Raw genomic sequence first — 24,750 nt, forward strand, 5'->3', positions numbered from 1 at the left:
AAAAAACTTTATTGGGTTGAAGTTATAAGTAATTGATTTTTAAATGATTGAATAGCTATTCGGTTTTTTGTGTTAACTTTATGTGTGAAATAAGGCAACTGTCTTGTCCAATTCTGAAATCTCGATTGTTATCTAAATAGTTATAACGAACAAATAAAATATGCATGTAGGTAAATCATATAAACTTTCAGAGTTTCTGGTGTGGACAAGAAAAAGTATTTATAAGTTACTTTTTTTAGGAGTTATTCCTGTTGTATTGTATCAGGTTGTAGGGTTCAAATGGCTGAGTATTCCTTGGACTGTGGTAGCTCTTTTGGGAACGGCTACAGCCTTTATCGTGGGTTTTAAAAATACGCAAACCTATAACAGGACTTGGGAAGCGCATCAAATCTGGACAGCCATTTTAAGCAGCAGCAGGATCTGGGGCACTATGAGCAGGGATTTCCTGAACAATCCGGAAAAAACCAAAGAATTGATTTACCGTCATTTTGCCTGGTTAACGGCATTGCGTTATGAAATGAGAGGCTATAGAGTTTGGGAAACAACTGAGAAAAGACACAATGCAGAATACCGGAAGTTTTACACCGTACCAGAACATGAGGTAGCTCTTGAAACCGAACTTTCTAAATACATGCCTGCCGAAGAATTGCAGCAAATTCTTAAAACAGCAAACAAGTCAACTCAAATCATGGCATTGCAAAGTAAAACAATAAAAGAACTTTACGATGCTCAGGCTATTGTAGTACTTCAATTTGTGGAAATGCAACGAACAGTTAAGGAATTTTATGTGCAGCAGTCAAAGAGTGAACATATAAAAAATTCTCCGTACCCAAGACAATATGCGATTATCAATACTCTTTTGGTCAGTTTGTTTTGCTTTTTGCTGCCTTTTGGAATGCTCAAAGAGTTTGACAAACTCAACGAAAGTATCGAAGGCGTAATGAAAGGGAATATGGTTTGGCTTGTTGTCCCTTTCAGTGTGATTCTTTCCTGGATATATGCATCATTAGTGCAAGTTGGTGAAAGTACAGAAAATCCATTTGAAGGAAATGCCAATGATGTACCCATTTCACAACTATGTCATATGGCCGAAATGGATTTAAGAGAAATGTTAGGAGAAACAGACATTCCTCCTTTATCAAAACCGTAACACAACATCATTCTTTAATCGAAAGTAAAAACTTAAAATCGAGCGCAGCTTAAAATTAATAGTATGAAAATAACAGTTATTGGAGGCACTGGCCTTATTGGATCTAAATTAGTTAACAGTCTTCGGCAGCTTGGACACGAAGTAATAGCGGCTTCTCCTTCATCAGGTGTCAATACCATTACGGGAGAAGGATTGGCTGAAGCGCTGAAGGGAACTCAGGTTGTAGTTGATGTGGCTAATGCTCCTTCTTTTGAAGATAATGCTGTCTTGGCCTTTTTTCAAACATCGGGACATAATCTTCTGACAGCATCGGCTTCGGCGGGTATAGGACATTTTATTGCTTTGTCGGTTGTTGGGACCGAACGGCTTCAGGAAAGCGGTTATTTCCGTGCCAAGCAAGTACAGGAAAATATAATCAAAGCCGCTAAGATTCCGTACACTATTGTACATTCTACACAGTTCTTCGAATTCGTAGCTGGGATCGCACAGTCAGGAATAGTGGGAGAAAAGATTCACATGTCACCGGCACTCATACAACCCATTGCTTCTGACGATGTTGTTGCAGCAATAGTACCCATTGTAACTGGAACGCCAATTAATGGTACGATTGAAATTGCCGGACCGGAACAATTCCGCCTTGATGAATTGGTTCGGAAATTCTTTGGATTAACCCATAGCACTCAGGAAGTTGTTACGGATGTTCATGCTCGCTATTTTGGGGCAGCACTAAATGATAAAACGCTGGTACCAGGCGATAATCCGCGTATTGGTTCCATCCGGTACGAAGATTGGTTCAAAAAACAAAGTCAGCTATGATCTGTTCTTAAACTTTAAAAAAGAGAATCATGAAAAAAATATTTTTAGCAATCTACAGGTTTTTTACAGGCAAAAGTATCGCTCCTCCATCCAAGCATCATTACGATAAAAACGAAGGAGATGAAGGGATTGATGATAGTATCAGTAAAGAAGGTGAAGTGCCTGATTCAGAAAAGTAAAATTAGCCAGTAAGCAAAATGAACGAATTTTTAATACTGATTCATGATGATTTGGCAACAGCAGTTCTGTCCGAAGCAATAGAGGCTTCAACTCAATTGTTCCGGGATTGGATTGGCAGCATTACCGTGCAGGATAAGTTTGTGAATCTGCCTAAAATATGGGATTTGGAAAGTCATATTGTAAGGCAAAATCAGGAAAAGCCCAATGAACTGTTAACCGAAAGAAGAAAATCAATCGGAGGTTTATTTTTAATAAAGGCCAAAGATTACAAGGAAGCCGTTGCCATTGCAAAAGGCTGTCCGGCACTGCGCTATGGTGCTGTCATCGAGATAAGAATGGCAATTGAATAATATTTAATGTATATAAATGGGTATGCCCATAACTCAGCAAACTATGACAAAAAAACAACTAATGACATCGTCTATTTTGAGAAAAACAGCCATGGCGCTATCGGGTGTTTTCTTAATCACTTTTTTATGCCTTCACGTATCACTGAATATGACTTCGGTTATCAGTGCAAAGCTCTTTAATGAGATTTCTCATTTTATGGGATACAATCCTTTGGTACAATATATTGGCCAGCCGATATTGGCTTTTGGAGTATTTTTTCATTTTTTTATGGGATTCATTCTGGAAATACAGAACAGCAGAGCAAGACCGGTTGCCTACGCTTATAACAGTCCCGGGGCAAGCTCTACCTGGAGTTCCCGAAATATGATTATTTCCGGATTGGTCATCCTGACTTACTTCGGATTGCATTGGTATGATTTCTGGTTTCAGGAACTGCATTATAAATTTATAGCTGTAAAAGTGCCGGATTCTGAGAGGTATTTCGGAGAGCTCGTCCATAAATTCAAAAATCCGTTTAGAACAGGATTCTATTGTACCGCTTTTGTGTTATTAGGGTTTCATTTATGGCATGGATTTTATTCTTCGATGCAATCAGTGGGTTTCAGTAATAAATATTCCAGGGCATTCGCCAAATTCGGAAGGGTTTTTGCTGTTGTAGTTCCTGCGGGATTTATTTTCATTGCATTGTTCCATCATTTTGTCAGCGCAAGAGCACTTTAAGCAGAAGTATTGATTTTATCCCTGTTTTTAATAATAATAGCCTTGTCTGAAGAGGATTTAGCAAGGGATAATGCGATCTCAAAATGCTGTATCGCTTTCGTATTGTCATAGCCGGTATATAGGTTTCCTAATAGCGAGTGGTAAAAATGGTTGTCTTTCAGATTCAGTTTTTCGGCTTCAACAATGGCAACTGCCGTCCCTTTAACTTTAGATAAGACAAAAGTTCTGTTTAAGGCCGCAATAGGAGAGTACTCTAAAATAAGCAGGTTATTGTACAGTTCCAATATGTGTCCCCATTTTTCGGGTGTGTCTTTTTTCTGTGTATGCCAATAGGCTATGCCGGCTTCGAGATGGTATTTTGAAAGTGTATCTCCGCTGGAAGACTCACTGAGAAAATAGATACCGCGATCGATTAATTCCATATTCCAAAGGCTTTCATCCTGATCCTGATACAAGATAATCTCGCCGTTTTCGTTTGTTCTGGCTTCAAACCGGGAAGAATGAAAACACATCAGTGCCATCAGCGCATTTACCGTAGGCAGATTTGTAGTTTTATTTTGAAGTAACAGATACGTCAGACGCATCGCTTCGGCACAAAGATCCTGGCGAAGGGTTGTGTTTTGTGAAGTAGAATAGTAACCTTCTGAGAAAAGCAGGTAGATGGTTTTCAAAACGGTTTCCAGTCTGCTTTTTATTTCAGAAGCTGTAGGCTGTTCTATTTTGATGTTTTCTTCTTTTAATTTTTCCTTGGCCCGATTAATCCTTTTATAAATCACTTCTTTGTTGGAAAGAAATGCTTCTGCTATTTCATTTATCCCAAAACCACAAAGAAGGTTAAGAGCCAATGCAATTTGTGCTTCGTTTGAATTGCACGGATTACAGGTGGTAAATAGCATCGCAAGCTGGCTGTCTGCAATATTTTTATCGGATAAATCAATTTCGATTTCTTCTCCGCTTTTGGAAGCATTGTATTTCAGCTCAGTAGCAATCTTCTGCTCAAAGACGGCACTTCTCTTAAAATAGTTTTTGGACTTGTTTTTGGCTACAGTATACAACCATGCTGTTGGGTTTTCCGGGACTCCTTTGATACTCCAGGTTTCCGTAGCGGCAAGAAAGGTATCACTGACGATATCTTCAGCAATCTCAATATGCTGAATACCGAATAAATGACAAAGAACCGAAACTATTTTCTGGTATTCGGTTCTGAATAATTTGGGAATAAGTTGGTTGCTGTCCATACTAAAGTAAAATGCCTTCGTAAATATACAAAGGCATTTTTTAATTATTAACCAATTCGGATCTTAAATAGCCATTCTGATTTCTACATTACCGCCCAGAATAAGGATAGGACAGTCTTTGGCTATGTGGGCTGCTTCGTCATAATCTTTTGCTTTAACGATAATAAGGCCGCCAATAGATTCTTTAATCTCGGCATAAGGGCCGTTTGTAACGCCTTTTGGATCTACAATCATGCCTTGACCGTCCCATCGCTGTAAAGGCCTGGCTAGTTTGTCCTGAGCTGCCAGACTGCCGAACCATTCCTGCCACTGTCTTAGCTGTTGCTGCAGCTCTTCTGGTGAGGGCTGAATTTCTTTGGTAGTAAAATCCCTGCGGAAAATTAATAGGAACTCATTCATTTTTTATTTTTTTAAAGGTGATACGTATTTTCGTATGGTATTTTTAAGGTCAACATTTTTGTCAGATGGCAAACGCTGCCACAATTTACAAAAAAACCTTCATATCTTATATTATCCGAATTGACCTACTCTATAAGTACCGACAGTATTAGGAAAAGACAGGTTGAAACGGTTCCAGGTGTTAATAGTAGTAACAGCAAGGGTAAGATCTATCAATTCTTCATCTGAGAATTCTTTTTTTGTTTCATTGTAAACTTCGTCAGGCACATGGCATGCTGTTACAGCTTCTGCCCAGGCCAAAGCGGCTCTTTCACGTGTTGTATAATAAGGAGTTTCCTTCCAAGCGCTTAAACCATAAAGACGTTGTTCCGTTTCACCGGCCGCGCGAGCATCTTTAGAATGCATATCCAGACAATAAGCACAGTTGTTAATTTGTGATACCCTGAAATTAACTAATTCCAGAAGCGAGCTTTCAAGAGCTGATTTTTTTAGATGACCAGTAATACCAAATAAAGTGCTTAACGCTTTTTGTCCTTTTTCGAATACATTAATTCTTGTTTCCATTTTTATTAAATTTAAATGTTATACCCTAATGACAACCGGACTTTCGATATTGGACAAATTTTTTTAAAAAAATATAAAAATTATTTATTTTACTGAAATTAGGCTTTATCAGTATTGAAAATGACAGGAGTCCAACATTCTTTTAAAGGTTTCAAATGTCCTTATCAGCTGTTAATCGGGCGGGTTGGCCTTTTTCTCTGCTCGGTTCTGATAGTACGCTCTTATCTTTGGATAAAATTTACTTAAAAAAACTAATGATATGCAAAAGAAAGATAAGATTGCCTTGATAACCAGCTTGATAGTTATTTCTATGGTGTTCTATTATTTTCTGTTTCCCAACAGAAACTGGCTTGGAGTACCGTACCTTCAAACGACAAAAAACCAAGGATTCGCGGTAGTAGAACTTTTTACTTCTGAAGGATGTTCGAGTTGTCCTCCAGCGGATGCTCTTATGGCTAAAATCCAAAAAGAAGCAAACGGAAAAGATATTTACTTTTTAGCCTTCCATGTTGATTATTGGAATCATCTGAACTGGAAAGACAGTTTCAGTGATGCTCAATTTACGAACCGTCAGCAACAATATGCAGATTGGATGGGGCAGAACGTCCTGTACACACCGCAATTCGTTATAAATGGCGCTTCGGAATTTGGGGGAGACGATACGAGAACACTTTATAACCAAATTTCTAATGCATTGCAAATGAGTCCGAATACTGTTTTAGCATTGCATACTCAATCGAAAGGTGATTCGCTGAAAGTTGAATATAAAACGGATGCAGAAATTAAAAATACTGATTTGTTTATTGCGACAGTGCTGAAAGAAGCTGACACAAAAGTAAAACGTGGGGAAAACGGAGGACGTTTGCTGCATCATGTCCAAATTGTAAGACAAGCCAATAGCATTGCTCTTTCTAAAAAAGATGGTCATCTGGTTATTGCAAAGCCGAAAGACTTCAATACCAAAAACTGGGAAATTATAGGGTTCATACAAAAGAAAGCTACAGGTAGTATTAATGCTGCTTCAAAAGCCCAACTCGATTAATAGTTTACTCTTATTTCTATAAGATTTTGTTTATCGGTTTTCCAGCCAATTCAGAAAGGCAGTGGCTTTGTCTTTGCCGACTAATAATTTTTCTTCGGTTGGAACAGTTAATTTGACAATCAGCTTACGTGAAAAATAGTGCTCAGTTTCCCTTATGGCAGTAAAATTGACTAAGTACTGTCTGTTAATTCTGAAAAACTGATTCGGAGATAACAATTTGTGCACTTCGTCCAATGATTGGGTTATCTGATACTCCGACTTATCGAAGGACATAATAGTCGGAGTTTCGTTTTTGATGAAAAAGTAAGCAATGTTTTCGGTTTGTACCGTCATGTATTTATTGTTTTTAAATACCAGAAAACTGCTTTTTCCAGTATATTCTCCAGACCGGGTCAGCAGGTAATCAAAATCGGGCAGCGCTTTTTTATTCCTCTGGAAAAAGTTTTTCAATTCACCGGCCTTTTTGATGGCTTGTGCAATGCTTTCTCTTGAAAAAGGCTTCAGGATATAATCGATGCCATTGGATTTGAAAGCCTCTATCGCATAATCGTCAAAAGCAGTACAGAATACCACAGGAGACAGTACTTCTACATTTTTGAAAATTTCAAAACAAAGACCATCTGCTAACTGAATGTCCATAAAAATAAGATCGGGCTGGTCATTTTCCGAAAGATAGGTCACAGCTCCGTCCACACTTTGAATATAAGATAAGATCTGGGCATCTGGTCTGATGCTGAAAATAAGCTGGCCAAGAGCTTTGGCTGTTTTTACTTCATCTTCAATGATTACTATAGTCATAAATTAGGGGTATTTTTACTTTAAAGACCGTTTCCTCTTTTTCAATTTCGATTGATTTATGGATTAGATGCATAAACCGCTGGTTGATATTATTGAGTCCGACACCTGTTGATAATGCTCCTTTTTTCAATTGTATTTTGTTTTCGACCACAAGAAAGTCATCGGCTGTATACAATCGAATTTCCAAAGGTTTATCAAGTGATACAATATTGTGTTTAATACAGTTTTCTATCAATAATTGCAGGGTAAATGGCGGAATAGCTGAATCGTAACAAGAAGAGTTGATGTCATTTGTTACAATAAAACCTTCTTCAAAACGGGCTTTCAGCAAGTAAGTATACGATTCTAATATTTGGAGTTCTTCCCGTAATGGAATTAAATCCAGTTTTCTGCTTTCCAGCGTAAAACGGTAAAAATCGGAAAGTTTGAGAATAAAATCAGCGCTTTGCGGATCCTGAATCTCTACCATTGATTTTAAGGTATTAAGGCTGTTAAATAAAAAATGCGGATTAACCTGTTGTTTTAAAAGCTCATATTGAGCACCCAGATTTACAGATTCCGTACGCTCGAGTTCCAGGCTTATCTGTTGTGTTCGATAGTTTTGGAAAAGCAAATGGAGAAACATATAGACAATCAGGTTGATTAAGATTCCTCTCAATTCAAACATAATTGGTGCGTCCAATTTTGTAACTTGAAAAAGTTCCTGATGTGCTACGACCAAAAGTATCATCATCAGGATTCCCATGATGACACTTAATAAAAGCCTTCCGTTTACAAAATTTTTGGTGGTGTGCCGAGCCATAAACTTCGGGAGACTGTAAATATTATAATGCCATATGAAAAGAGAAAACAAAAAAGTAATGGAGGAATTGATAAAGATATCTACAGGTTTCGAACTGTTATCAAACAGCTTTGGGATCGAGGCAAGGATTGCCAGTGCTATCGAACTTCCCCATATCACGCGTTGGGAAACCTGAAACCTTTTTTTCTCTTTTTCCATATTATTGTACTTCATCCGTTCTTATCAAAGATAAGATTTTTTTAAGTGAATACCGCCTTGCCGGTGTCTTGCCGAAAGAATAAATTGATAGTTAAAAAATCAGAGTATGACTTTAGTTGCTTCTAAAATAGCACCGGTATTTATATCTTGTATAAAGCCAATAACTTCAAAATCAGTAGTGTTGAATCCTTTAGGTAATGATAGTGAAGTAGTACCTTTGCTATTTTCCGTTACAACGGTACTGTGCAGATGATGTACAACTTGAAAATGAGATAAGACACGATGAGCATTTTCACCTCTTTTAACATTGCTTTTAGCTCTTTTCTGCACAACTGCCAAGAGTAGGCGGCTGTTTTTTGAAGCTCCGCTTATTACATAGTTTACAGTAAGTTTATTATCTGTCTGATTGGCTTCCATAGTCAAGTTGGCAACAGCCGGTTTTGAAAGCGCGTTACTGATGGCACTTCGCACAATAGCTTCCTGTGAAGCGACATGTTCTGTTTGTCCGTTAATTACAACCTGTGGAGTGTAAATAGGTTCTTTTTGAAACCAATGCGCATAAGTTAACTGTCTTTTGGTATAATCTGCATTGCTGAAAATATCTTTCCAGCCCAGCCTGTCCCAGTAATCCACATGATAGGAAAGTACATAAACAGCATTGTCTTTGTATTCTTCCTGAATTTTACCCATCAGTGCATCGGCAGGAGGACAGCTGGAGCAACCTTCAGAAGTAAATAATTCTAAAACGGCAAATCCTTTTTTATCGGTTTTATTTTGTCCGTGAGCATGTAACCCAAATAGTAGGCTTAGTAGGAGTGGTGCTGTAGTCATTTTTATTTTTTTCATGATTCAAAAGTTTTAAAATGTGTCTGAGTTATTTTGAATTGTATTTATTTAGTATAACCATCAACAGTTATAATAGCATCTGCAAAGGCTTTTGGGGCTTCCTGAGGAACATTGTGCCCAATACCGTTTAAAATCAGATGTGAATACGGGCCTGAAAATTTATTGACGTATGCTTTTCCATCTGCGTTTGCACCGTCAAAATCACTTCCAATAGTGATAGTAGGAACGGAAATAACAGGACGGGTGGCTAGTTTTTTCTCCAAAGCATCGTATTTTGATTCTCCTTCAGCAAGAGAAAGGCGCCAGCGGTAATTATGAATTACAATGGATGTATGATCCGGATTGTTAAAGGATTGTGCTGTCTGGTCATATGTAGTAGTATCAAATTCCCATTTTGGGGAAGCCAACTTCCATATCAATTTATTGAATTCGTAGCGGTTTTCCGTATAACCTGATTTCCCTCGGTCTGTGGCAAAATAATATTGGTACCACCATCCATATTCTGCTGAAGGCGGCAACGGTTTTTGGTTTGCTTCAAGATTGACAACAATATAGCCACTTACTGAAACAAGTCCTGCTAAACGTTCAGGCCAAAGTGCTGCCATAACCACTGCTGTTCTTGCTCCCCAGTCGAATCCTCCTATAATGGCCTTATCTATTTTAAGCGCATCCATCAGGGCAATAATATCACTGGCTAATGCGGCCTGTTGCCCATTCCTGAAAGTATCATCTGAAAGAAAGCGTGTCGTGCCGGATCCTCTTAAATAAGGAGTAATGACCCGATAGCCTTTCGATACCAATAATGGGACTACTTCATTATAACTATGAATGTCATAAGGCCAGCCGTGCAGCAGGATTACTGGAGAGCCATTGATTGGGCCGGCTTCGGTATAGCCAACATTTAATAAGCCGGCATTGATTTGTTTTAAGGTTCCTAAAGAACTGTTTACAGGCATATCTTTTACTTTTTGTTTTTCCGATTGTGCCATCGTTGTTCCTATGGTAAAAAAGAAAATAAAGAGTAGGATTAGGTAACGATTGTATTTTTGTTTTTCTAACATGGTTTCTATTGATTTAAGTTTTGCTGAGTACTGAATTTCTTTGTCAAAAGTATTCCAGTAGTGATTGCGATACCATCAGAAAAGAGGCAAAACGGACGAAATAAGAGCTGAAACGGGCAGACTGCAATCTGAAGTCTTTCAGTAGATGGAAAAGAGAGGGTTATGTACAAGGTAAAAAAAACGAAGGAGAAATCCTTCGTTTTTTTATAAACAAATGCTTAACTGCAATTTATTGGTTGGTGTCGGTAAGCATTTTGTTTACGATAAGCCATTTGCCATTGATTTTATGGAACGATAGAAAATCATGGTACACGAAATCATACATTCTTACTCTGGCTTCGGCTACCGCAATGGAATTCACGATATGCAAAGATAAAATCTCTCCTTTGAACGGTTTCCCGGAATCTTTTGGGCTTTGACGGTTTTTAACTCCATCTAAATATTGGTCAACAGTTTTGGCGTAAGGCACTCCTTTGATATCGCCAAATAGTAAAGTGCCCGGATTAAATATAGCGCCCAGCAAAGCCGTATCACCTTCGTAAATTCCTTCGAAATAATTGTTTTCTAATGCTGCTGAAATAGCAAGAACATCGGTCTTCTGATTTTCCATAGTAGTTGTATTTTGTGCTGTAAGCCCTGTCAGACTGAAGAACCAAACAGCGATTAGTACGATAGGTTTCACAATCAATTTAAATTAAACCCAGCAGCCATACCGCCATCCACATTAAAAATGGTTCCGGTAATAAAATTGCTTTTGGCTACAGTATACACCATTTCGGCTATATCATTTGCATCACCTACACGGTTTAGTAAATGCTGTCCGGCACTTTTATCGGCATCACTGCCATGCATTGGCGTACGGATAACTCCCGGAGCAACCGTGTTGACACGGATATTTCGTTTGCCAAATTCAGCAGCCAATTGAATGGTTAAAGCATGAATAGCTCCTTTACTGGCTATTGGTGCCGTTGCCGGAATACCGCCAAAACCCTGATTCACCATTGGAGTGCCTATATTGATCACCACTCCTTGCTGTTGTTTCAGCATTTGTGGGATAACCGCCTGTGTGGTAAAATAAGTACCTTTTAAATTGGTTGTCAGAAAACGATCCAGATAGGCTTCATCTACTTCAAGGAAAGGTTTTGTTTCAAATATCCCGGCATTGTTTATCAATACATCTGCCGAACCGAATTTTTCTATTGCAGTAGCTACCAATCGCTCTCCTGTGGCTTTATCGCTTATACTACCGGCAACCAGGGCAAGATTAGGTCCAGCGCCAAGCTCTTTGTACGTTTCTTCTAATTTACCAATTGTACTTGAATTGATGACTACATTATCGCCTTTTTCCAAAAAGTATTTGGCGATTTCTTTACCGATACCGCTAGATGCACCGGTAACAATTATGGTTTGTTTTTTCATGTTTCTTATTTTTTATCTGCTGTTATTCCTTTTTCACGCAATACGGATATCTGTTCTCCTGCATAGCCCCAATTATCGGTATCGATTTCATGTATGGCGATATGTGTCAAATGCGGGTCTTTGTTCAGTACTTCTGTAATCACTTGGGTTATCCCGCTGATTAATTGCTGTTTCTGTTCGCGGGTAACGCCCTCACGAGTCAGTTCAATGGATACGAATGGCATGGCTTTAGTTTTTAGAAAGTTCTGTTGTTGCAATTTTTGCTGTGATGTTCACGTCCAATTCAAAATCATTATAGATCAGGGTATCGCCTAAATCTTTAAAGAAGTTACCTGAACGGAATTTGATTCCATATAACGTACGGTCAACGATTAGTTTACCAGCAAGAGTAAACGTTTCTCCGTTGCTTTCTACTTCCGATTCCAATTCTGCAAGATGTGTAATACCTTTAATGGTCAGGTCTCCTTCAAGATGGTAACGACCGCTGGACAGTTGTTTGGCAGCAGTGATGCTGAAAGTTGATGTTGGGAATTTTTCAATAGAGAAAAAATCATCTGAAGCTAAATGGCCGGCAAATTGTGCATTGGTAGCCGAATCAGCGATATCCAGAATTTTAATTGTTGAAGTGTCAATGATGACTTTGCCTTCGGTTAATTGACCATCATTCAGAAGAAATTCTCCTTCTTTGATATTGATAGTCCCATTGTGTGCGCCGGTTACTTTTTTACCGGTCCAGTCGATGTTGCTTTTAGCACTTACGATTTCAAATTTTGTAGTTTCCATTTTATTGTATTTAAAATTACAATGCAAAGGAAGATCAGAAATCGGAGGAGGTTACGTGATGTACATCACATTCGTAAAATGCTTAGTGTGAGGCGTAAAGTCTGCTTAGTGTTTCTCTGGAAACCCCTAAATAGGCAGCAATGAGATGCTTGGGTACGAGATTGTACAATTGAGGATATAAGGCTAAGAGTTCTTCGTAGCGCTTTTTTGTATCGTTGTTCATTAGGGATAAGAGTCTTTTTTGGGAGGCGATATACCCTTTATTGGTGCGCCAGCGGAAAAAATGCTCTACCTGATGCAATTCGCTGCAAAGCTTTTCGCGGTCACCATTGGAAAGGCAAAGTATCTCCGCATCTGTGATGCAGTCTATGTTTATAGTCGCTTTTGTTCCGTTGTATAAGGCATCGAAATCGGAAGCCCACCATGTTGGCATGGCAAACTGCAGGATGTACATTTTCACTTCATCATTGATATAAAAAGCCTTCAGGCACCCCGAAATGACAAAATACTCGCAATCTACTTTGTCTCCTTCGCTGATAATAGTCTGCCCTTTCTTAAAAGATAAGGGTTTGAAATGAGAAAAGAAATAATCAAACTGATCGTCAGTCAGCAAAGCGGTTTTGGCGATGTGCTGTTGTAGTATTTCTTTGGCTTCCATATTTAGATGATTTCTTCGGCATTGTTTTGAGCGGTTATTTATGTAAAGTTATGGAATTTCGAGGTATTTGGTGGTTATATTTTAGGCTGATATGCTTCATTTTTTGTGCTACACTGTTTTTTAACATTGTAAGATGTTCTTTTTTCATTTGCATCTCTTGTAAATGATACAATGTATTATTGGATAAAGTAGCTATCGCTCTCGATTTTATACTTTTTATCAAGGAATTATGAGTGTCTTGTTGTTGAGTTTCTAAAAAATGAACCGTTTCCAAAGCAGCAAAACATGTTGCTCTCTTTTTTTCTATGGCTCGTATTTTTCTGTCCAGCAATTGTTCCTTGTATTCCAGATTATGTTTTTCATTTTCAAGCCATTCCTGTGTTTTTATTTGTTCCAATGCTGTAAAGTTTTGTTTTTCAGCAGAAATTCCTTTTGAATTCTGGAGATGTGACAGTAAGGCTGTTAATTTCTTTTTTGCTGTCAGAGGTAAATCCCGTTGCCCTATTTCATACATAGACCATTGACTTTTGGAAACACCTAATAGTAAGGCCATCTCTATCTGGGACAATCCCAATATGCTTTTTATTGTGGTGGTACTTTTCATGTGTGGTAAGTTTTTTTTTAATATTTTTTTACCACAGAAGTTGTGGTTTTTTTTTCAAGATAAAAATTTTATCACAGTTTTTGTGGTAAAATTTTTAAAATGATTTTTTTACCACAGAAATAAATGAGTGTAGCTTGTTTGTTCTTTACGCTTAATCGCTATAAAATAGCAGGTGTTACTTTTCTTAATAAATTTAAAAAAATACGTATTTATACTTAGCTTTTTGAAGTTGTTATGGGGTATATTTGGGAGAGATGATCCCCCAGATCACCAACAGCAAATAATAAATAAATTCTTACATATTTATTGGTATCTTTAAAAGATTATAAACAAACTAAATTGATATTATTATGAAGAAAAATTTACTTTTTATTTTTATTTTTTATGCTGGATCATTATTTGCCCAACAGTATACTTTACCTGCGAAATTAGTTGATAAATTTTTGGCTGACTCTTTGGTAAGTAAAGATATTATCGTTGAAACCAAATTGGATAAAGATGATTTTTATGAAACTAAATTGATTTACCATGATAAATCGATTTCATTTAAGCTGAAGCCAATGACTTATCCTAATTTTGAAGCCAAGCTAAAACAAGCTATTTATGATGTTGTTAAAGAAAATAACCCAGATAATTTAAGATTGCCAGAAACCAAGGAAATACAAAATGATATTGCGCTCGTTTTTACACAGATAGTGACCTATCATAATACGGAAGAAATGCGTCCGCAAGTAGCTTCTATATATTTAAAAGATAATATACCGGTGTATTTTGGTGTAGGAAATGAAACGGATAAAACCAATGCAACAGAACTTAGCGATGTCCAGGTTGAAATTTCATTTTTTGGAGGTTTTATTGAAAAAATGCAGGTAAATGGTAAAATAGGTAACATACCAGTGTCGTTTAATAATAAGTATTCTATGGGAATCAGTTCTACTAAAAACATCAAACAATTAAATAATTACAGATTGTTCACAAATGAACAGTTTACAAAAGATTTGTTTAAGAATATTGTAGAAAAGAATCATCAGGATTGGGAAAAAAAAGTAAAAGAAATAAGTAAAGATACGGCTGATGCTAAAACCGTATTTGAAACTGCTAAAGCAGCTTATACTACTGCAAAAAATAATGTAGTTAGTAAAGAGGCAGCTCTATTGGAAGCTAGAAAACAATCTAACTCAGCAAAAAATATAGTAAATATTAAAAAAATAGAAGAAGCCAAAGCTGAAGCTATTTCTGATGAAAATAGTAAGTATAAATCTTTGAGAGAGGCTAAAATTAAGAAAGATGCAGTCATTCAGGAATTAAAAAAAATAAAAGAATCCAGATCTAACGTCGATTGGGTAAATGATAATGAAGAAAAATCCAAACCTGAAAGAAGAAGTAAAGAGAAAGCAAAAAAAACAGTCAAAGAAGATAAAATAGCAACAAGAGTTAAAAAAGATACGATAGATATTGACGAGGCTAAAGAAGAAAAAGGAACAGATGGAGGAACAGCACTAAGCGCTAAAAATGATGAAGAAAGCCTTAGGATATATGTCAGCGATGTTATCCGTTATGTTAAAAAAGTAGATGTTAATGCTAACGATATTAGCCCAGTTCCACAATTAGTAATTTTGGATAAAGATCAAAAAGATACTAAATTATATCGTGAGGAATCGTCTAAGTTGTTTGAAGCTATAGTCTATACTGATTTCTTTGGTATTTTTGATGAAGCCAACCCTAATGGGATAATCCAGACTGAAGTAAATAAAAAGTTTAATATTACAACTTTACGGAAAGATTTTGCTGATAAATTTATTGAAGGATGGGGTATGTTTCAATATTTTGATGCTCATTTTCAATTCTCTAAAATTGAAAAAAACAATAAATTTTTGCTGCCTTCAGTACATGATGTCATTGATGAGAATGGAACTATCATTGCTGAAAATTATTATTCTCCAATAGGGCTGTACCAGTACCGCAATTTTTCAATAGGAGGAAACCTAAATATTTTATTTTTAGAAAATCAAAATGCTAAGATAAATGCTACGCTTGATGCCGGGTTTTTATTTGGCAGAAGTGGCACAAAAGAAACAGTAGATCAGGTTGAGGGTACCTTTCTAAATAACTTAGAAATCCCTGTTGAATTTAAAGTTCTGCTACTGCCTGAAAAAAGAGTAAGTTTTGTGATTTCAGACCGTTTATCCTGGTTTGAAATTTTTGACTCTAAAATAAAACTTAGATCAGTTGAAGACAATATTTTAGTTGGGAAAAATAGTTTTTTAAATTCATTTAATGTGGGCGTAAATTTAGATGTTTCAAGCTCAGGGAAATTATTCCTGAGATATAAATTAGTTCACGAATGGGATGATATCAATAATAATTTTTCACAACTTCAATTTGGTTATTCGTTTTACTTACTTCAGAAAAACGGTGTACGAAAGAAAGAGTAGTGTGTTGTAGTTTGATTCGTGTTTGCAAAAAATAACCCTGTATCTTTTGGTATGGGGTTTTGTCCTTACTCACTGAAATTAGTGATTGTGTAGGTGTGTTTTTATTGGTATGTTTGGGAAGGAACTGAATATTTTTGTTAATAGAAGTTTTTCAGATGCTTTATAACACCGATTATAAACCTGAATTCGTTGATAATGAAAAAGTATAAGTTTCCATTTGCTAAAACTCCGATGGTGCGGATTTAAGAGGATTACATAAAATAGATATTAAAAATGAGTGAATTCAAATTATTAGCAGTAAGACCTTTAAAAGGTTGTGATAAAAGATTTTTAAAAAACCTTAAAAAAGATCAGATTTACAAGCTTTATAATGATTTCAGTTTTGTTCTTAATAAGAAAAATGAAGTTATTGAGATAACGGATGAATCTACACTTCCTATCAATCTTTTTGGAGATAATATTAATGTTTCAGCAATAGTTGGAAAAAACGGTAGTGGTAAGAGTGCTTTAATTGAGTTATTTGTTGCTTGTGTAAACCAATTAAGCTATTATTTAAATGACACAGTGCTTTTAGGAAAAAAGCAAATTGTAACAGATGCAGAGCTAGAATCAATTGAATTTTCAAAAGGAAGTAAAGGAATTAATGCTGAAATATTTTTTCAGAAAGAGAATTACTTTTATATGCTAAAAATCAATGATAATAAATTTCACACTCTTTATAATATTTCAGAACATGCAATAATTGAGAATAATAAATTAAAAGAATTTTTTTATACTTTAATAATTAATTATTCTATATATAGTTTCAATCCACATGTATTAGGCAAGTCATTAGATTTTTATAATTCATCTAATCATTGGATTGATGGTCTTTTTCATAAAAATGATTCTTATCAGATACCAATAGTAATAAATCCTAAAAGAGAAAGTGCATCAAATAGACATGGAGGAGTTATTGATGTTAACAATGAACAGGATTTATTACAACAACGATTATTATTTAATATTTTAAAGTTTTATGATAATGGATATGACGAACATTTGAAAATTACTGAGAATAGAAAAGCAGTCACAATTTTAAAGGAGAACAAGCCATATTTTAATATTAGCCTTTTTAATACAAAAGAAGAGAATAAGCTAGTAATGGTTAGTGAAAATGTAAAGGATAGAGATGGATTTTGGAAAAATAGTTTTAAAAATCCATATAACAATTGTATTCAAATAAAAAATTATTCAAAAGACAAAATACCCACTGTTTTTTGGAGATACGATCAAGTTTTATTGAAAACACTTATAAAATTTAAAATAGTAGAAAAAACTAACCCATATATAGGTAAATGTTATGAATATATTGTTTACAAAATATTTTCTATCTGTGAAAAATACCCTGATTATCAAATTTTTTTAAATTGGAAAAATAATAACAGTGAATTGATAATTGACATTGATAAATTTCTTGTGTATATAAATAACTTCAAAAATAGAAGTCATATAACTAATAAATTAATGCAGGTTGTAAATTTTATTAAGTTCTATGACGAAGTATGGCATAAATATAATAGCAAGAAAATTAACATTTTAACTCTCTCAAAAGAATTACACAATTTATCTATTAAAGAGAAATTAACTTTAATTGAATTACTGCCTCCACCTATCTTTTCTATAAAAATAGAAGTTGATGAATTTTTAGAAAATAAGTACCAAAATAATAAAATTACAATTGATAAATTAAGTTCCGGAGAACAACAATTGATCCATTCTACAAGTACAATTTTATATCATTTGAATAATATTAAATCTGTAAGAGCAACTAGATTAATTAGTAAATATGATTGTGTTAATTTAATTTTTGATGAAATAGAATTATATTTTCATCCTGAATATCAAAGAAAATTATTAAAAAACATACTTGAAAGCATAAAGAATAACAAACTTGATACTTTAAAAATAAATATTCTTTTTGTAACACATTCTCCTTTTGTGCTTTCAGATATTCCAAATCAAAATATTCTAAAATTAGAAGACGGAAATATGATTGAAAGTGAAGATTCAGAAAACACATTTGGTGCTAATATTCATGATATGTTAGCTAATGATTTTTTCTTGAAAAATGGTTTCATGGGTGAGTTTGCTAAAAGTGAAATAAATCAAGTTATTAATTATTTGAATATCCAAAAATTAGAGAATCAAAATCAAATATTAAAATCTAGGCTCAAGGATTCTACATCTAAAAGTGAAAAAAAAGAAATTGAAGAAACAATTAAAGAAAACAATAGAACAATAGTAATTGATAGAATTCTTGAATCAAAATATGATAAAAAATATTGTGCAAAATTAATTGAATTAATTGGAGAGCCTATGTTGTCAACTAGTCTTATGGAATTATATATTGAAGCTTACCCATCTGAAAAGAAAAACTATATTGAATCTCAAATAAAAAGACTTCAAAATTTAAAAGGAAATGATAGCAATCCATCAAAATAAAGTTAAGGTTATTCAAGAAAAATTCAAAGTTGAAATTGAAAACCAAAGAGACAAAGCAATTCATAGGCTTAATCAATTGAATTTAAAAACTCCTGTTGGAAATGATAAAATATATCTTGAAAGTGTAATAAAGCTTTTTAATAGCAATTTAGATATTTTAAATTGGGATTCAACAAAATTATTAAATGAAAGAAACTCCCTTGGAGCCGTCCCTCTTACCCCTAAAATTAGAAATGGTAAAAATGTACTTGTAAAAAGTGAAATAAAAAACAAAATTTTAATTGCTCTTGGATACAAGGGTTTAAGAAGTTCATTCTATCCTAAATACTTTAAAGAAGTAAAGATAAAATCCTGTGTTTATTGTAATTCACAATTAACAATTTCGGCTATTAAAAATTCTAAAAATGAATATTCAGCAAAATTTGATGTAGATCATTACCATTCTAAAGACGATTATCCATTTTTAAGTATTTGTTTATACAATTTATATCCAGCTTGTGCTTCATGCAACAGACTTAAAAGCACTCACAAGGTTGAATTTAATTTATATACTACTAACACTTCTAAAACTATTAAATCTGATTATAAGTTTAAGTTAGAATGTAATGCAAAAGCAAAATATTTAACCACTAAAGATTCTAACGTAATTGAGTTTGGTTTTGAAGAACCAAATTACTCATTAGGAGTAAAAACATTTAAAGAAATATTTCACATTAAGGGTATTTACCAAACTCAACTTGATTTAATAGAAGAATTAATCATAAAAAGTCAAATTTATAATGATTCATACTTAAAAACTCTAAATGAAAATTTTAATAAATTAAAATTACATCCAGATCTTTTCAAACGAGCTCTTGTTGGTAATTATACTGAGGATAAGGATATACATAAAAGACCAATGAGTAAATTAGTAATGGATGTTGCAAAAGATCTTGGATTAATCCAATAATATTTGATAAAATTCATTTATGACAAATAGCAAAAAATGGGTTGGGGATACATTCGAGATATGGGAATAAAATTGGAAATACAGCGCTATACTTCTGAATAAAAATTCTCAAAAGTTTGTAAGCAATATTATTTTGACTAAATTTGTCAAAACAAAAAATGTCTTATGGAAACTTTTGGAGATAAAATTAGAGTTGCAAGAGAATCAAAAGGTCTTATCCTTAGACAAGTTGCATCTTCTCTTGATATTGACCAAGCTATTATCAGCAAATTTGAAAGGGGCGAAAGAAAACCTTCAAAAGAGCAAGTGGAAAAATTTGCTGAGTTTTATCATTTGGATAAAAACCAACTCATTACCACTTGGTTGAGTGATCAAATAGCTCATACAATTTATGAAGAGAACAATATTGAAGAAGTTTTAAAAGTAGCAGAAGAAAAAGCAAAATATTTAAAAGCCATACAGGATGAAAAATAAGATAAAAGTCATTGAATTATTCGCTGGTGTTGGTGGTTTTAGATTAGGTCTTGAAGGATGGAATGGAAAATCTGCTTCATCAAATTATAAAGAAAATCTTGAATCCCCTTATGAAGTCGTATGGAGTAATCAATGGGAGCCTTCTACAAAAACACAGCATGCTTCAGCGGTTTATGAAAAACGCTGGGGAGATAAAAAACACTCTAATAATGATATAGCTGCAGTAGAAGTATCTGAAATTCCTGATCATGATCTTTTGGTTGGAGGATTTCCCTGCCAAGATTATTCAGTTGCTACCACTTTAAAAAACTCAAAAGGGTTAATAGGAAAAAAAGGAGTTTTATGGTGGTCTATTCATAAAATATTAAGTGAAAAAGAAAATAAACCTAAATTTATATTTTTAGAAAACGTTGATAGACTTTTAATTTCTCCATCAGGGCAAAGGGGAAGAGATTTTGCAATAATTCTAAAAAGTTTGAATGATTTAGGGTATGCAGTAGAATGGCGTGTTATAAATGCTGCCGAATATGGAATGCCGCAAAGGAGGAGGAGAATTTTCATTATGGCTTATCATAATACTTCAACAATTTATGAAAATATAAAAGAAACCAGTTCGACAGATTGGGTTACTGAAGAAGGGACTTTGGCTATGGCGTTTCCAATTTTAGCTGACAACGTCTTACAGCATCGTGTGTTCAAACTTAGTGGAGATATTGTAGAAATTTCGGAAAACTTCAATAAAAATGGGAAAACAGGAATGTTTGAAAATTCAGGAATGCTTATTAATGGCGTTGTAACAACTATGAAAACTAAACCAAGCTATGATGGCGCATTTACTCTTCTAAAAGATGTTATACAAAATGGAGAAGTGACAGATGAGTTTTACATAAATGAAGAGGAACTGGATAAATGGTTTTATTTAAAAGGAGCTAAAAAAGAAATAAGAAAAAACACTCAAGGATTTGAATATAATTACAGTGAAGGAGGTATGATTTTCCCTGACCCATTAGATAAATCGTCAAGAACGATAATAACAGGAGAAGGAGGTAAGTCAGCTTCAAGATTTAAACATGTTATCAAGACTTCCAAAGGACACAGGAGACTCACTCCCATTGAATTGGAAAGGTTAAATATGTTCCCAGACAATCATACAAAACTCGACGGAATTACAGATACAAAACGAGCTTTTTTTATGGGTAATGCATTGGTGGTTGGAGTGATTGAAAAAATAGGTGTAGCTTTAACTAAAAAAATAAGCAATGAAGTTACCGTATAATCCAAATAATAAAAATTCTATTATAGAATTTGCAAAAGGGTTAAAAGGAAAATCTTTGCGTCAAGTTTGCGATGCTGAATTAATAAAAAATGACAAAAAAGGGAAAGGTTATTTTGGTCAAATTTTAGAAGAATTTTATTTTGGTTATAAACCAAACTCTGTTTCAGAACCTGATTTTCCAATCGCTAAATTAGAATTAAAATCATCACCACTCAAAAAATTGAAGAATGATGAATATCGTTCTAAAGAAAGACTTGTTTTAAACATAATTAACTACGTTAATGTTGTCAATCAGAATTTTGAAAATAGTGATTTTTTAAAAAAGAATGCAAGTATTCTTTTGGTTTTCTATTTACACCAAACAGATTCTGATGCTTTAGATTATTTAATAAAAATTGTAGATGAATGGATTTTTCCATCAACAGATTTAGAAATCATAAAACAAGATTGGGAATTAATCACGAAGAAAATTGCTGAAGGGAAAGCTCACGAACTTTCTGAAGGCGACACATTTTATCTTGGAGCTTGTACAAAAGGAGCAAATGCTTTATCAGTTAGAGAACAACCTTTTTCTAAAATTCCTGCAAAACAAAGAGCCTATTCGTTCAAACAAGGTTATGTTAATCATATTATTGCTTCAATTGCCAATGAAGGTACTGAAGTATACGGAAAACTAATTCCATCTATTGAGGTTGCTAAAAAACAAACTATCGAAGAAATAGTAATTTCAAAATTTAAACCTTTTTATGGCAAAACGGAAGATGAAATTATAAAATTATTAAGAATAGAAATGAATGAAAAAGCTAAAAGTTTTCATGCTAATTTAACTAAGGCAATTTTAGGTATTCAATTAGATAAAGAGATTGAAGAATTTGAAAAAGCAGAAATTATTGTAAAAACAGTTCGTTTAAAAGAAAATAATTTACCGAGAGAGGATATTTCGTTTCCAACTTTTAAGTATGAGGAAATTGTAAATGAAGATTGGGATGAATCTGATTTCAAAAATATATTGGAGCACAAGTTTTTATTTGTTTTTTTTCAGTTTGAAAATGAAAAATTAGTACTCAAAAGAGTTAAGTTTTGGAATATGCCTTATGATGATATTCAAAAAGCAAAAGAAGTTTGGGATAAGGCAAAAGAAGTAGTTTCAAAAGGTCAAATTGTAAAAGAAATTAAAAAGAATAAATCAGGAAAGAATACTCGTTCTACAAATTTTCCGAACAAAAAATTCAATCGAATTTCTCATGTCAGACCCCATGCAAAAAATGCACTAGATACTTTTCCATTACCTGTAAAAGATAGGTTTACTAATCAAAAGGAATACACTAAACATTGCTTTTGGTTGAATAGTAGTTACGTTAAATATGAAATATATTTAAAGTAAGGATAAAGAAGTGATTAATGATTTATATACTTTCAATATAAAATCTTAATTTATCTATACATTCTGAAAGATCTTTATTAATCTGACGCTCCCAAAAACGAAAAACCCTATATCCTAAAGCCTCGATTTTAAAATTATTTTCATTATCACGTTGCATATTCCTTTCAATTTTTGGAATCCAAAAGTCACGGTTTGATTTAATTTTAGCTTTTCTATCATTCCAGTTGTGTCCATGCCAGAATTCCCCATCTACGAAAATTACTAAATTATATTTTTTTATTACTATATCAGGATTCCCAGGAAGATGTTTAACGTATTTTCTGTACCTAAAACCTAATCGCCAAAGTTCTTTCCTAAGTTTAATTTCTGGTTTTGTATTCTTTGCTCTTATTTTCGACATTAATTTACTCCTTTCAGGTGTAGTATAAAATCCGCTTGCTTCATTAAATCTAGGAACTTTTATTGTCTCAATGTTATATTGCTTTTCCATAAAAAGGGTTTAAGTGAATATAAATTAAAAGTTGTCAAATAGAGTAGCAATTGAGTGATAACTATGTAAATTGACCCAATGTAAAGATAGAAAGAACATTGAAAATAGTCAAATTTTCAATCTTTTTCCTTTACAACTTATCACTTGATTAAAAGATAAATGATTAGACGATTTGGATAATTTATCGGATTCGGATTAGTTAGCATTGGAAATTATTGAGAATATCGAGGCTGGTTTGGATTGCTTTAGGAGTTGTTAAGTAGATTAAAGAAGGATAGAATGAGATTACCACTTCACTCCTCCACACAACTAGCTATCACCCCCTAAAAAAGCGGGGAACACCGCAAACCATTATCTGACTGGATTGCCATATTCACCCGCAATGAGAGTCGATTCATTTCTCTTTAATATTATTTCTCTCTTCTATTCCCATGTTCTCTATGTAGTGGAGCCACTTCCGGTTTATTCATTTGGCGCTCGCTTTTTCTATTTCGATCTTCTTTACGTAGTGGAACCACTTCCGGTCTATTCATTTGACGTTCGTTTCGTCTGTCTTCTTTATGTAACGGAACCACTTCCGGCTTATTCATCTGACGCTCGTTTTTTCTATTTACATCTTCTTTACGTGTTGGAGCCATTTCCGGTTTATCGATCTGACGTCCGTTACGAGGTTGCACTTCATTTCGTTTAGCTGGTTGTTCTTTACGTTGCTCTCTCATTTTTTCCTGAGACTGTTGCATCTTGGTTGTTCTTTCTCTTTCAGCTACTTGTTTTCTTTCCTTTGCTTCAAACTCCGCTTTTCTGTCCTCAAAAGGCGTCATTTCATTTCGGGTTCTTACTTCTGAAGGTCTTAATTTATTACCCTCATTGTTTCCTCTATCAACATTAGGTCGGTAGAGTTGCATTTCGTTTTTGTTGAGTAACTGACCCGGTTTATTTCTTTCTCTCAAAGAAATTTGTGCAATGGCATTACCAGAATGTTTTTTTACATCCTCTCTATCCGGACCGGCATTGTATCTACCTCTAATGGAATTGTGGGTACGGATGTTATTAATTACGGTTGAGTTTTTAAAAATGGCAACGTTTTTGGATGTATTGACGTAATAGCTGTTTGTATTTCTTCTTCCGAAATCACGGTCCCTAACGAATATCCATTGATTGTAAGGCACATTATAACCGCTACTGTAGGCAATTTCCATACTGATGCCGGGGCTAATTGCTGTCCATCCATAAAAACCATCGGATCTTCTCCAGGTCACCCAGCCGGGACCCCATACAGTATCCGGTGCCCAAAGCCAGCCATAATAAGAATCAAAATACCAGCGGCCATAATGGAACGGAGCCCATCCCCATGAATAATTGGAAGCCCATGTCCAGCCATAATCAGTATATACCCAATATCCATTGGTGCAATAGGGTGTAAAGCCATAAGCTACATTAGGCGACCAGACGTAACCATAATTAGGATCGTCTATCCAATGCCCGTGGGCACTTAAGTTGTCATAAAATAATTGGAAGCTCACACTAACCTGAGCGGTTGTTTTTTGCGGTACTATATATATCATTGCAATAAGCAAAAAATATAACATAGCTATTCACTTTGCTGTTTTCATAACTTTATAATTTAAA

At 34.4% G+C, this 24,750-nt stretch carries 27 protein-coding genes; 12 read left to right on the forward strand and 15 right to left on the reverse strand.

Annotated elements, in window-relative coordinates; all coding sequences use genetic code 11:
• Positions 1-160: 160 nt before the first annotated feature.
• From ACRDEC_RS02935 to ACRDEC_RS02955, 5 genes are all read left to right on the forward strand, one after another.
• Entirely contained in the window at positions 161-1,150 is a 990-nt protein-coding gene (locus ACRDEC_RS02935) for a bestrophin family protein (protein ID WP_431496833.1), read from the forward strand.
• Between the two features lie 63 nt (positions 1,151-1,213).
• Complete coding sequence (locus ACRDEC_RS02940) at positions 1,214-1,966, forward strand: SDR family oxidoreductase (protein WP_431496834.1); 753 nt, start codon at positions 1,214-1,216, stop codon at positions 1,964-1,966.
• A 29-nt stretch (positions 1,967-1,995) separates the two neighbouring features.
• Positions 1,996-2,145, forward strand: coding sequence for a hypothetical protein (locus ACRDEC_RS02945; RefSeq protein WP_431496835.1), 150 nt, complete (start codon positions 1,996-1,998; stop codon positions 2,143-2,145).
• A gap of 18 nt (positions 2,146-2,163) precedes the next feature.
• Entirely contained in the window at positions 2,164-2,496 is a 333-nt protein-coding gene (locus ACRDEC_RS02950) for a YciI family protein (RefSeq protein ID WP_431496836.1), read from the forward strand.
• Positions 2,497-2,539: 43 nt separating this feature from the next.
• Positions 2,540-3,217, forward strand: coding sequence for a succinate dehydrogenase cytochrome b subunit (locus tag ACRDEC_RS02955; RefSeq protein ID WP_431496837.1), 678 nt, complete (start codon positions 2,540-2,542; stop codon positions 3,215-3,217).
• Here ACRDEC_RS02955 and ACRDEC_RS02960 read toward each other — a convergent pair.
• The 3 genes from ACRDEC_RS02960 to ACRDEC_RS02970 all read right to left on the reverse strand — a co-directional run bounded on the left by ACRDEC_RS02960 (position 3,214) and on the right by ACRDEC_RS02970 (position 5,418).
• Positions 3,214-4,455 carry an RNA polymerase sigma factor gene (locus tag ACRDEC_RS02960; protein ID WP_431496838.1) on the reverse strand — a complete coding sequence of 414 codons (1,242 nt, stop codon included), beginning with the start codon at positions 4,453-4,455 and terminating at the stop codon, positions 3,214-3,216. The two genes, ACRDEC_RS02955 and ACRDEC_RS02960, sit on opposite strands and share 4 nt — an antisense overlap.
• 63 nt (positions 4,456-4,518) lie before the next feature.
• Positions 4,519-4,854 (reverse strand): YciI family protein, encoded by a 336-nt coding sequence (locus ACRDEC_RS02965; RefSeq protein WP_431496839.1) that lies wholly within the window; start codon positions 4,852-4,854, stop codon positions 4,519-4,521.
• Positions 4,855-4,965: 111 nt separating this feature from the next.
• A complete protein-coding gene (locus ACRDEC_RS02970; protein ID WP_431496840.1) occupies positions 4,966-5,418 on the reverse strand; it encodes a carboxymuconolactone decarboxylase family protein in 453 nt (150 codons plus the stop codon).
• A 259-nt stretch (positions 5,419-5,677) separates the two neighbouring features.
• On the opposite strand from ACRDEC_RS02970, the gene ACRDEC_RS02975 reads away from it, so the two are divergent.
• Positions 5,678-6,460, forward strand: a complete 783-nt coding sequence (locus ACRDEC_RS02975) for a DUF1223 domain-containing protein (protein ID WP_431496841.1) — start codon at positions 5,678-5,680, stop codon at positions 6,458-6,460.
• A 30-nt stretch (positions 6,461-6,490) separates the two neighbouring features.
• Here ACRDEC_RS02975 and ACRDEC_RS02980 read toward each other — a convergent pair whose 3' ends face one another.
• From ACRDEC_RS02980 to ACRDEC_RS03025, 10 genes are all read right to left on the reverse strand, one after another.
• On the reverse strand, positions 6,491-7,258 hold the full coding sequence (locus tag ACRDEC_RS02980) for a LytR/AlgR family response regulator transcription factor (protein ID WP_431496842.1): 768 nt from the start codon (positions 7,256-7,258) through the stop codon (positions 6,491-6,493).
• Positions 7,239-8,258 carry a sensor histidine kinase gene (locus ACRDEC_RS02985; RefSeq protein ID WP_431496843.1) on the reverse strand — a complete coding sequence of 340 codons (1,020 nt, stop codon included), beginning with the start codon at positions 8,256-8,258 and terminating at the stop codon, positions 7,239-7,241. The genes ACRDEC_RS02980 and ACRDEC_RS02985 overlap by 20 nt, the downstream gene beginning before the upstream one ends.
• A 99-nt stretch (positions 8,259-8,357) precedes the next feature.
• Positions 8,358-9,104 carry a DUF1223 domain-containing protein gene (locus ACRDEC_RS02990; RefSeq protein WP_431496844.1) on the reverse strand — a complete coding sequence of 249 codons (747 nt, stop codon included), beginning with the start codon at positions 9,102-9,104 and terminating at the stop codon, positions 8,358-8,360.
• Between the two features lie 44 nt (positions 9,105-9,148).
• Positions 9,149-10,165, reverse strand: coding sequence for an alpha/beta fold hydrolase (locus ACRDEC_RS02995; RefSeq protein ID WP_431496845.1), 1,017 nt, complete (start codon positions 10,163-10,165; stop codon positions 9,149-9,151).
• Between the two features lie 229 nt (positions 10,166-10,394).
• On the reverse strand, positions 10,395-10,847 hold the full coding sequence (locus ACRDEC_RS03000) for a nuclear transport factor 2 family protein (RefSeq protein WP_431496846.1): 453 nt from the start codon (positions 10,845-10,847) through the stop codon (positions 10,395-10,397).
• 2 nt (positions 10,848-10,849) lie between these two features.
• The gene (locus ACRDEC_RS03005) at positions 10,850-11,584 is read right to left on the reverse strand and encodes an SDR family NAD(P)-dependent oxidoreductase (RefSeq protein WP_431496847.1); all 735 of its coding nucleotides are present in this window, start codon (positions 11,582-11,584) and stop codon (positions 10,850-10,852) included.
• Positions 11,585-11,589: 5 nt separating this feature from the next.
• Positions 11,590-11,808, reverse strand: coding sequence for a tautomerase family protein (locus ACRDEC_RS03010; protein ID WP_431496848.1), 219 nt, complete (start codon positions 11,806-11,808; stop codon positions 11,590-11,592).
• Positions 11,809-11,812: 4 nt separating this feature from the next.
• Positions 11,813-12,367, reverse strand: coding sequence for a YceI family protein (locus tag ACRDEC_RS03015; protein WP_431496849.1), 555 nt, complete (start codon positions 12,365-12,367; stop codon positions 11,813-11,815).
• Between the two features lie 82 nt (positions 12,368-12,449).
• Positions 12,450-13,025, reverse strand: coding sequence for a Crp/Fnr family transcriptional regulator (locus ACRDEC_RS03020; protein ID WP_431496850.1), 576 nt, complete (start codon positions 13,023-13,025; stop codon positions 12,450-12,452).
• Positions 13,026-13,059: 34 nt separating this feature from the next.
• Complete coding sequence (locus ACRDEC_RS03025) at positions 13,060-13,629, reverse strand: helix-turn-helix domain-containing protein (protein WP_431496851.1); 570 nt, start codon at positions 13,627-13,629, stop codon at positions 13,060-13,062.
• A 350-nt stretch (positions 13,630-13,979) separates the two neighbouring features.
• On the opposite strand from ACRDEC_RS03025, the gene ACRDEC_RS03030 reads away from it, so the two are divergent.
• The 6 genes from ACRDEC_RS03030 (at position 13,980) to ACRDEC_RS03055 (ending at position 22,631) form a co-directional block, all read left to right on the forward strand.
• Entirely contained in the window at positions 13,980-16,064 is a 2,085-nt protein-coding gene (locus tag ACRDEC_RS03030) for a hypothetical protein (RefSeq protein WP_431496852.1), read from the forward strand.
• Positions 16,065-16,337: 273 nt separating this feature from the next.
• The gene (locus ACRDEC_RS03035; RefSeq protein ID WP_431496853.1) at positions 16,338-18,548 is read left to right on the forward strand and encodes an AAA family ATPase; all 2,211 of its coding nucleotides are present in this window, start codon (positions 16,338-16,340) and stop codon (positions 18,546-18,548) included.
• On the forward strand, positions 18,526-19,497 hold the full coding sequence (locus ACRDEC_RS03040) for a hypothetical protein (RefSeq protein ID WP_431496854.1): 972 nt from the start codon (positions 18,526-18,528) through the stop codon (positions 19,495-19,497). Before ACRDEC_RS03035 ends, ACRDEC_RS03040 begins: the two co-directional genes overlap by 23 nt.
• Positions 19,498-19,662: 165 nt before the next feature.
• The gene (locus ACRDEC_RS03045; protein ID WP_431496855.1) at positions 19,663-19,971 is read left to right on the forward strand and encodes a helix-turn-helix domain-containing protein; all 309 of its coding nucleotides are present in this window, start codon (positions 19,663-19,665) and stop codon (positions 19,969-19,971) included.
• Complete coding sequence (gene dcm, locus ACRDEC_RS03050) at positions 19,961-21,247, forward strand: DNA (cytosine-5-)-methyltransferase (RefSeq protein ID WP_431496856.1); 1,287 nt, start codon at positions 19,961-19,963, stop codon at positions 21,245-21,247. Before ACRDEC_RS03045 ends, dcm begins: the two co-directional genes overlap by 11 nt.
• Complete coding sequence (locus tag ACRDEC_RS03055) at positions 21,231-22,631, forward strand: Sau3AI family type II restriction endonuclease (RefSeq protein WP_431496857.1); 1,401 nt, start codon at positions 21,231-21,233, stop codon at positions 22,629-22,631. Before dcm ends, ACRDEC_RS03055 begins: the two co-directional genes overlap by 17 nt.
• Before the next feature lie 22 nt (positions 22,632-22,653).
• Here the strand turns inward: ACRDEC_RS03055 and ACRDEC_RS03060 are convergent, their stop codons facing one another.
• The gene (locus ACRDEC_RS03060) at positions 22,654-23,121 is read right to left on the reverse strand and encodes a very short patch repair endonuclease (RefSeq protein WP_431496858.1); all 468 of its coding nucleotides are present in this window, start codon (positions 23,119-23,121) and stop codon (positions 22,654-22,656) included.
• Positions 23,122-23,531: 410 nt separating this feature from the next.
• Positions 23,532-24,686 (reverse strand): DUF6600 domain-containing protein, encoded by a 1,155-nt coding sequence (locus tag ACRDEC_RS03065; protein WP_431496859.1) that lies wholly within the window; start codon positions 24,684-24,686, stop codon positions 23,532-23,534.
• Between the last annotated feature and the right edge of the window lie 64 nt (positions 24,687-24,750).

Source organism: Flavobacterium sp. (genome assembly GCF_050696275.1).
Taxonomy (GTDB): domain Bacteria; phylum Bacteroidota; class Bacteroidia; order Flavobacteriales; family Flavobacteriaceae; genus Flavobacterium.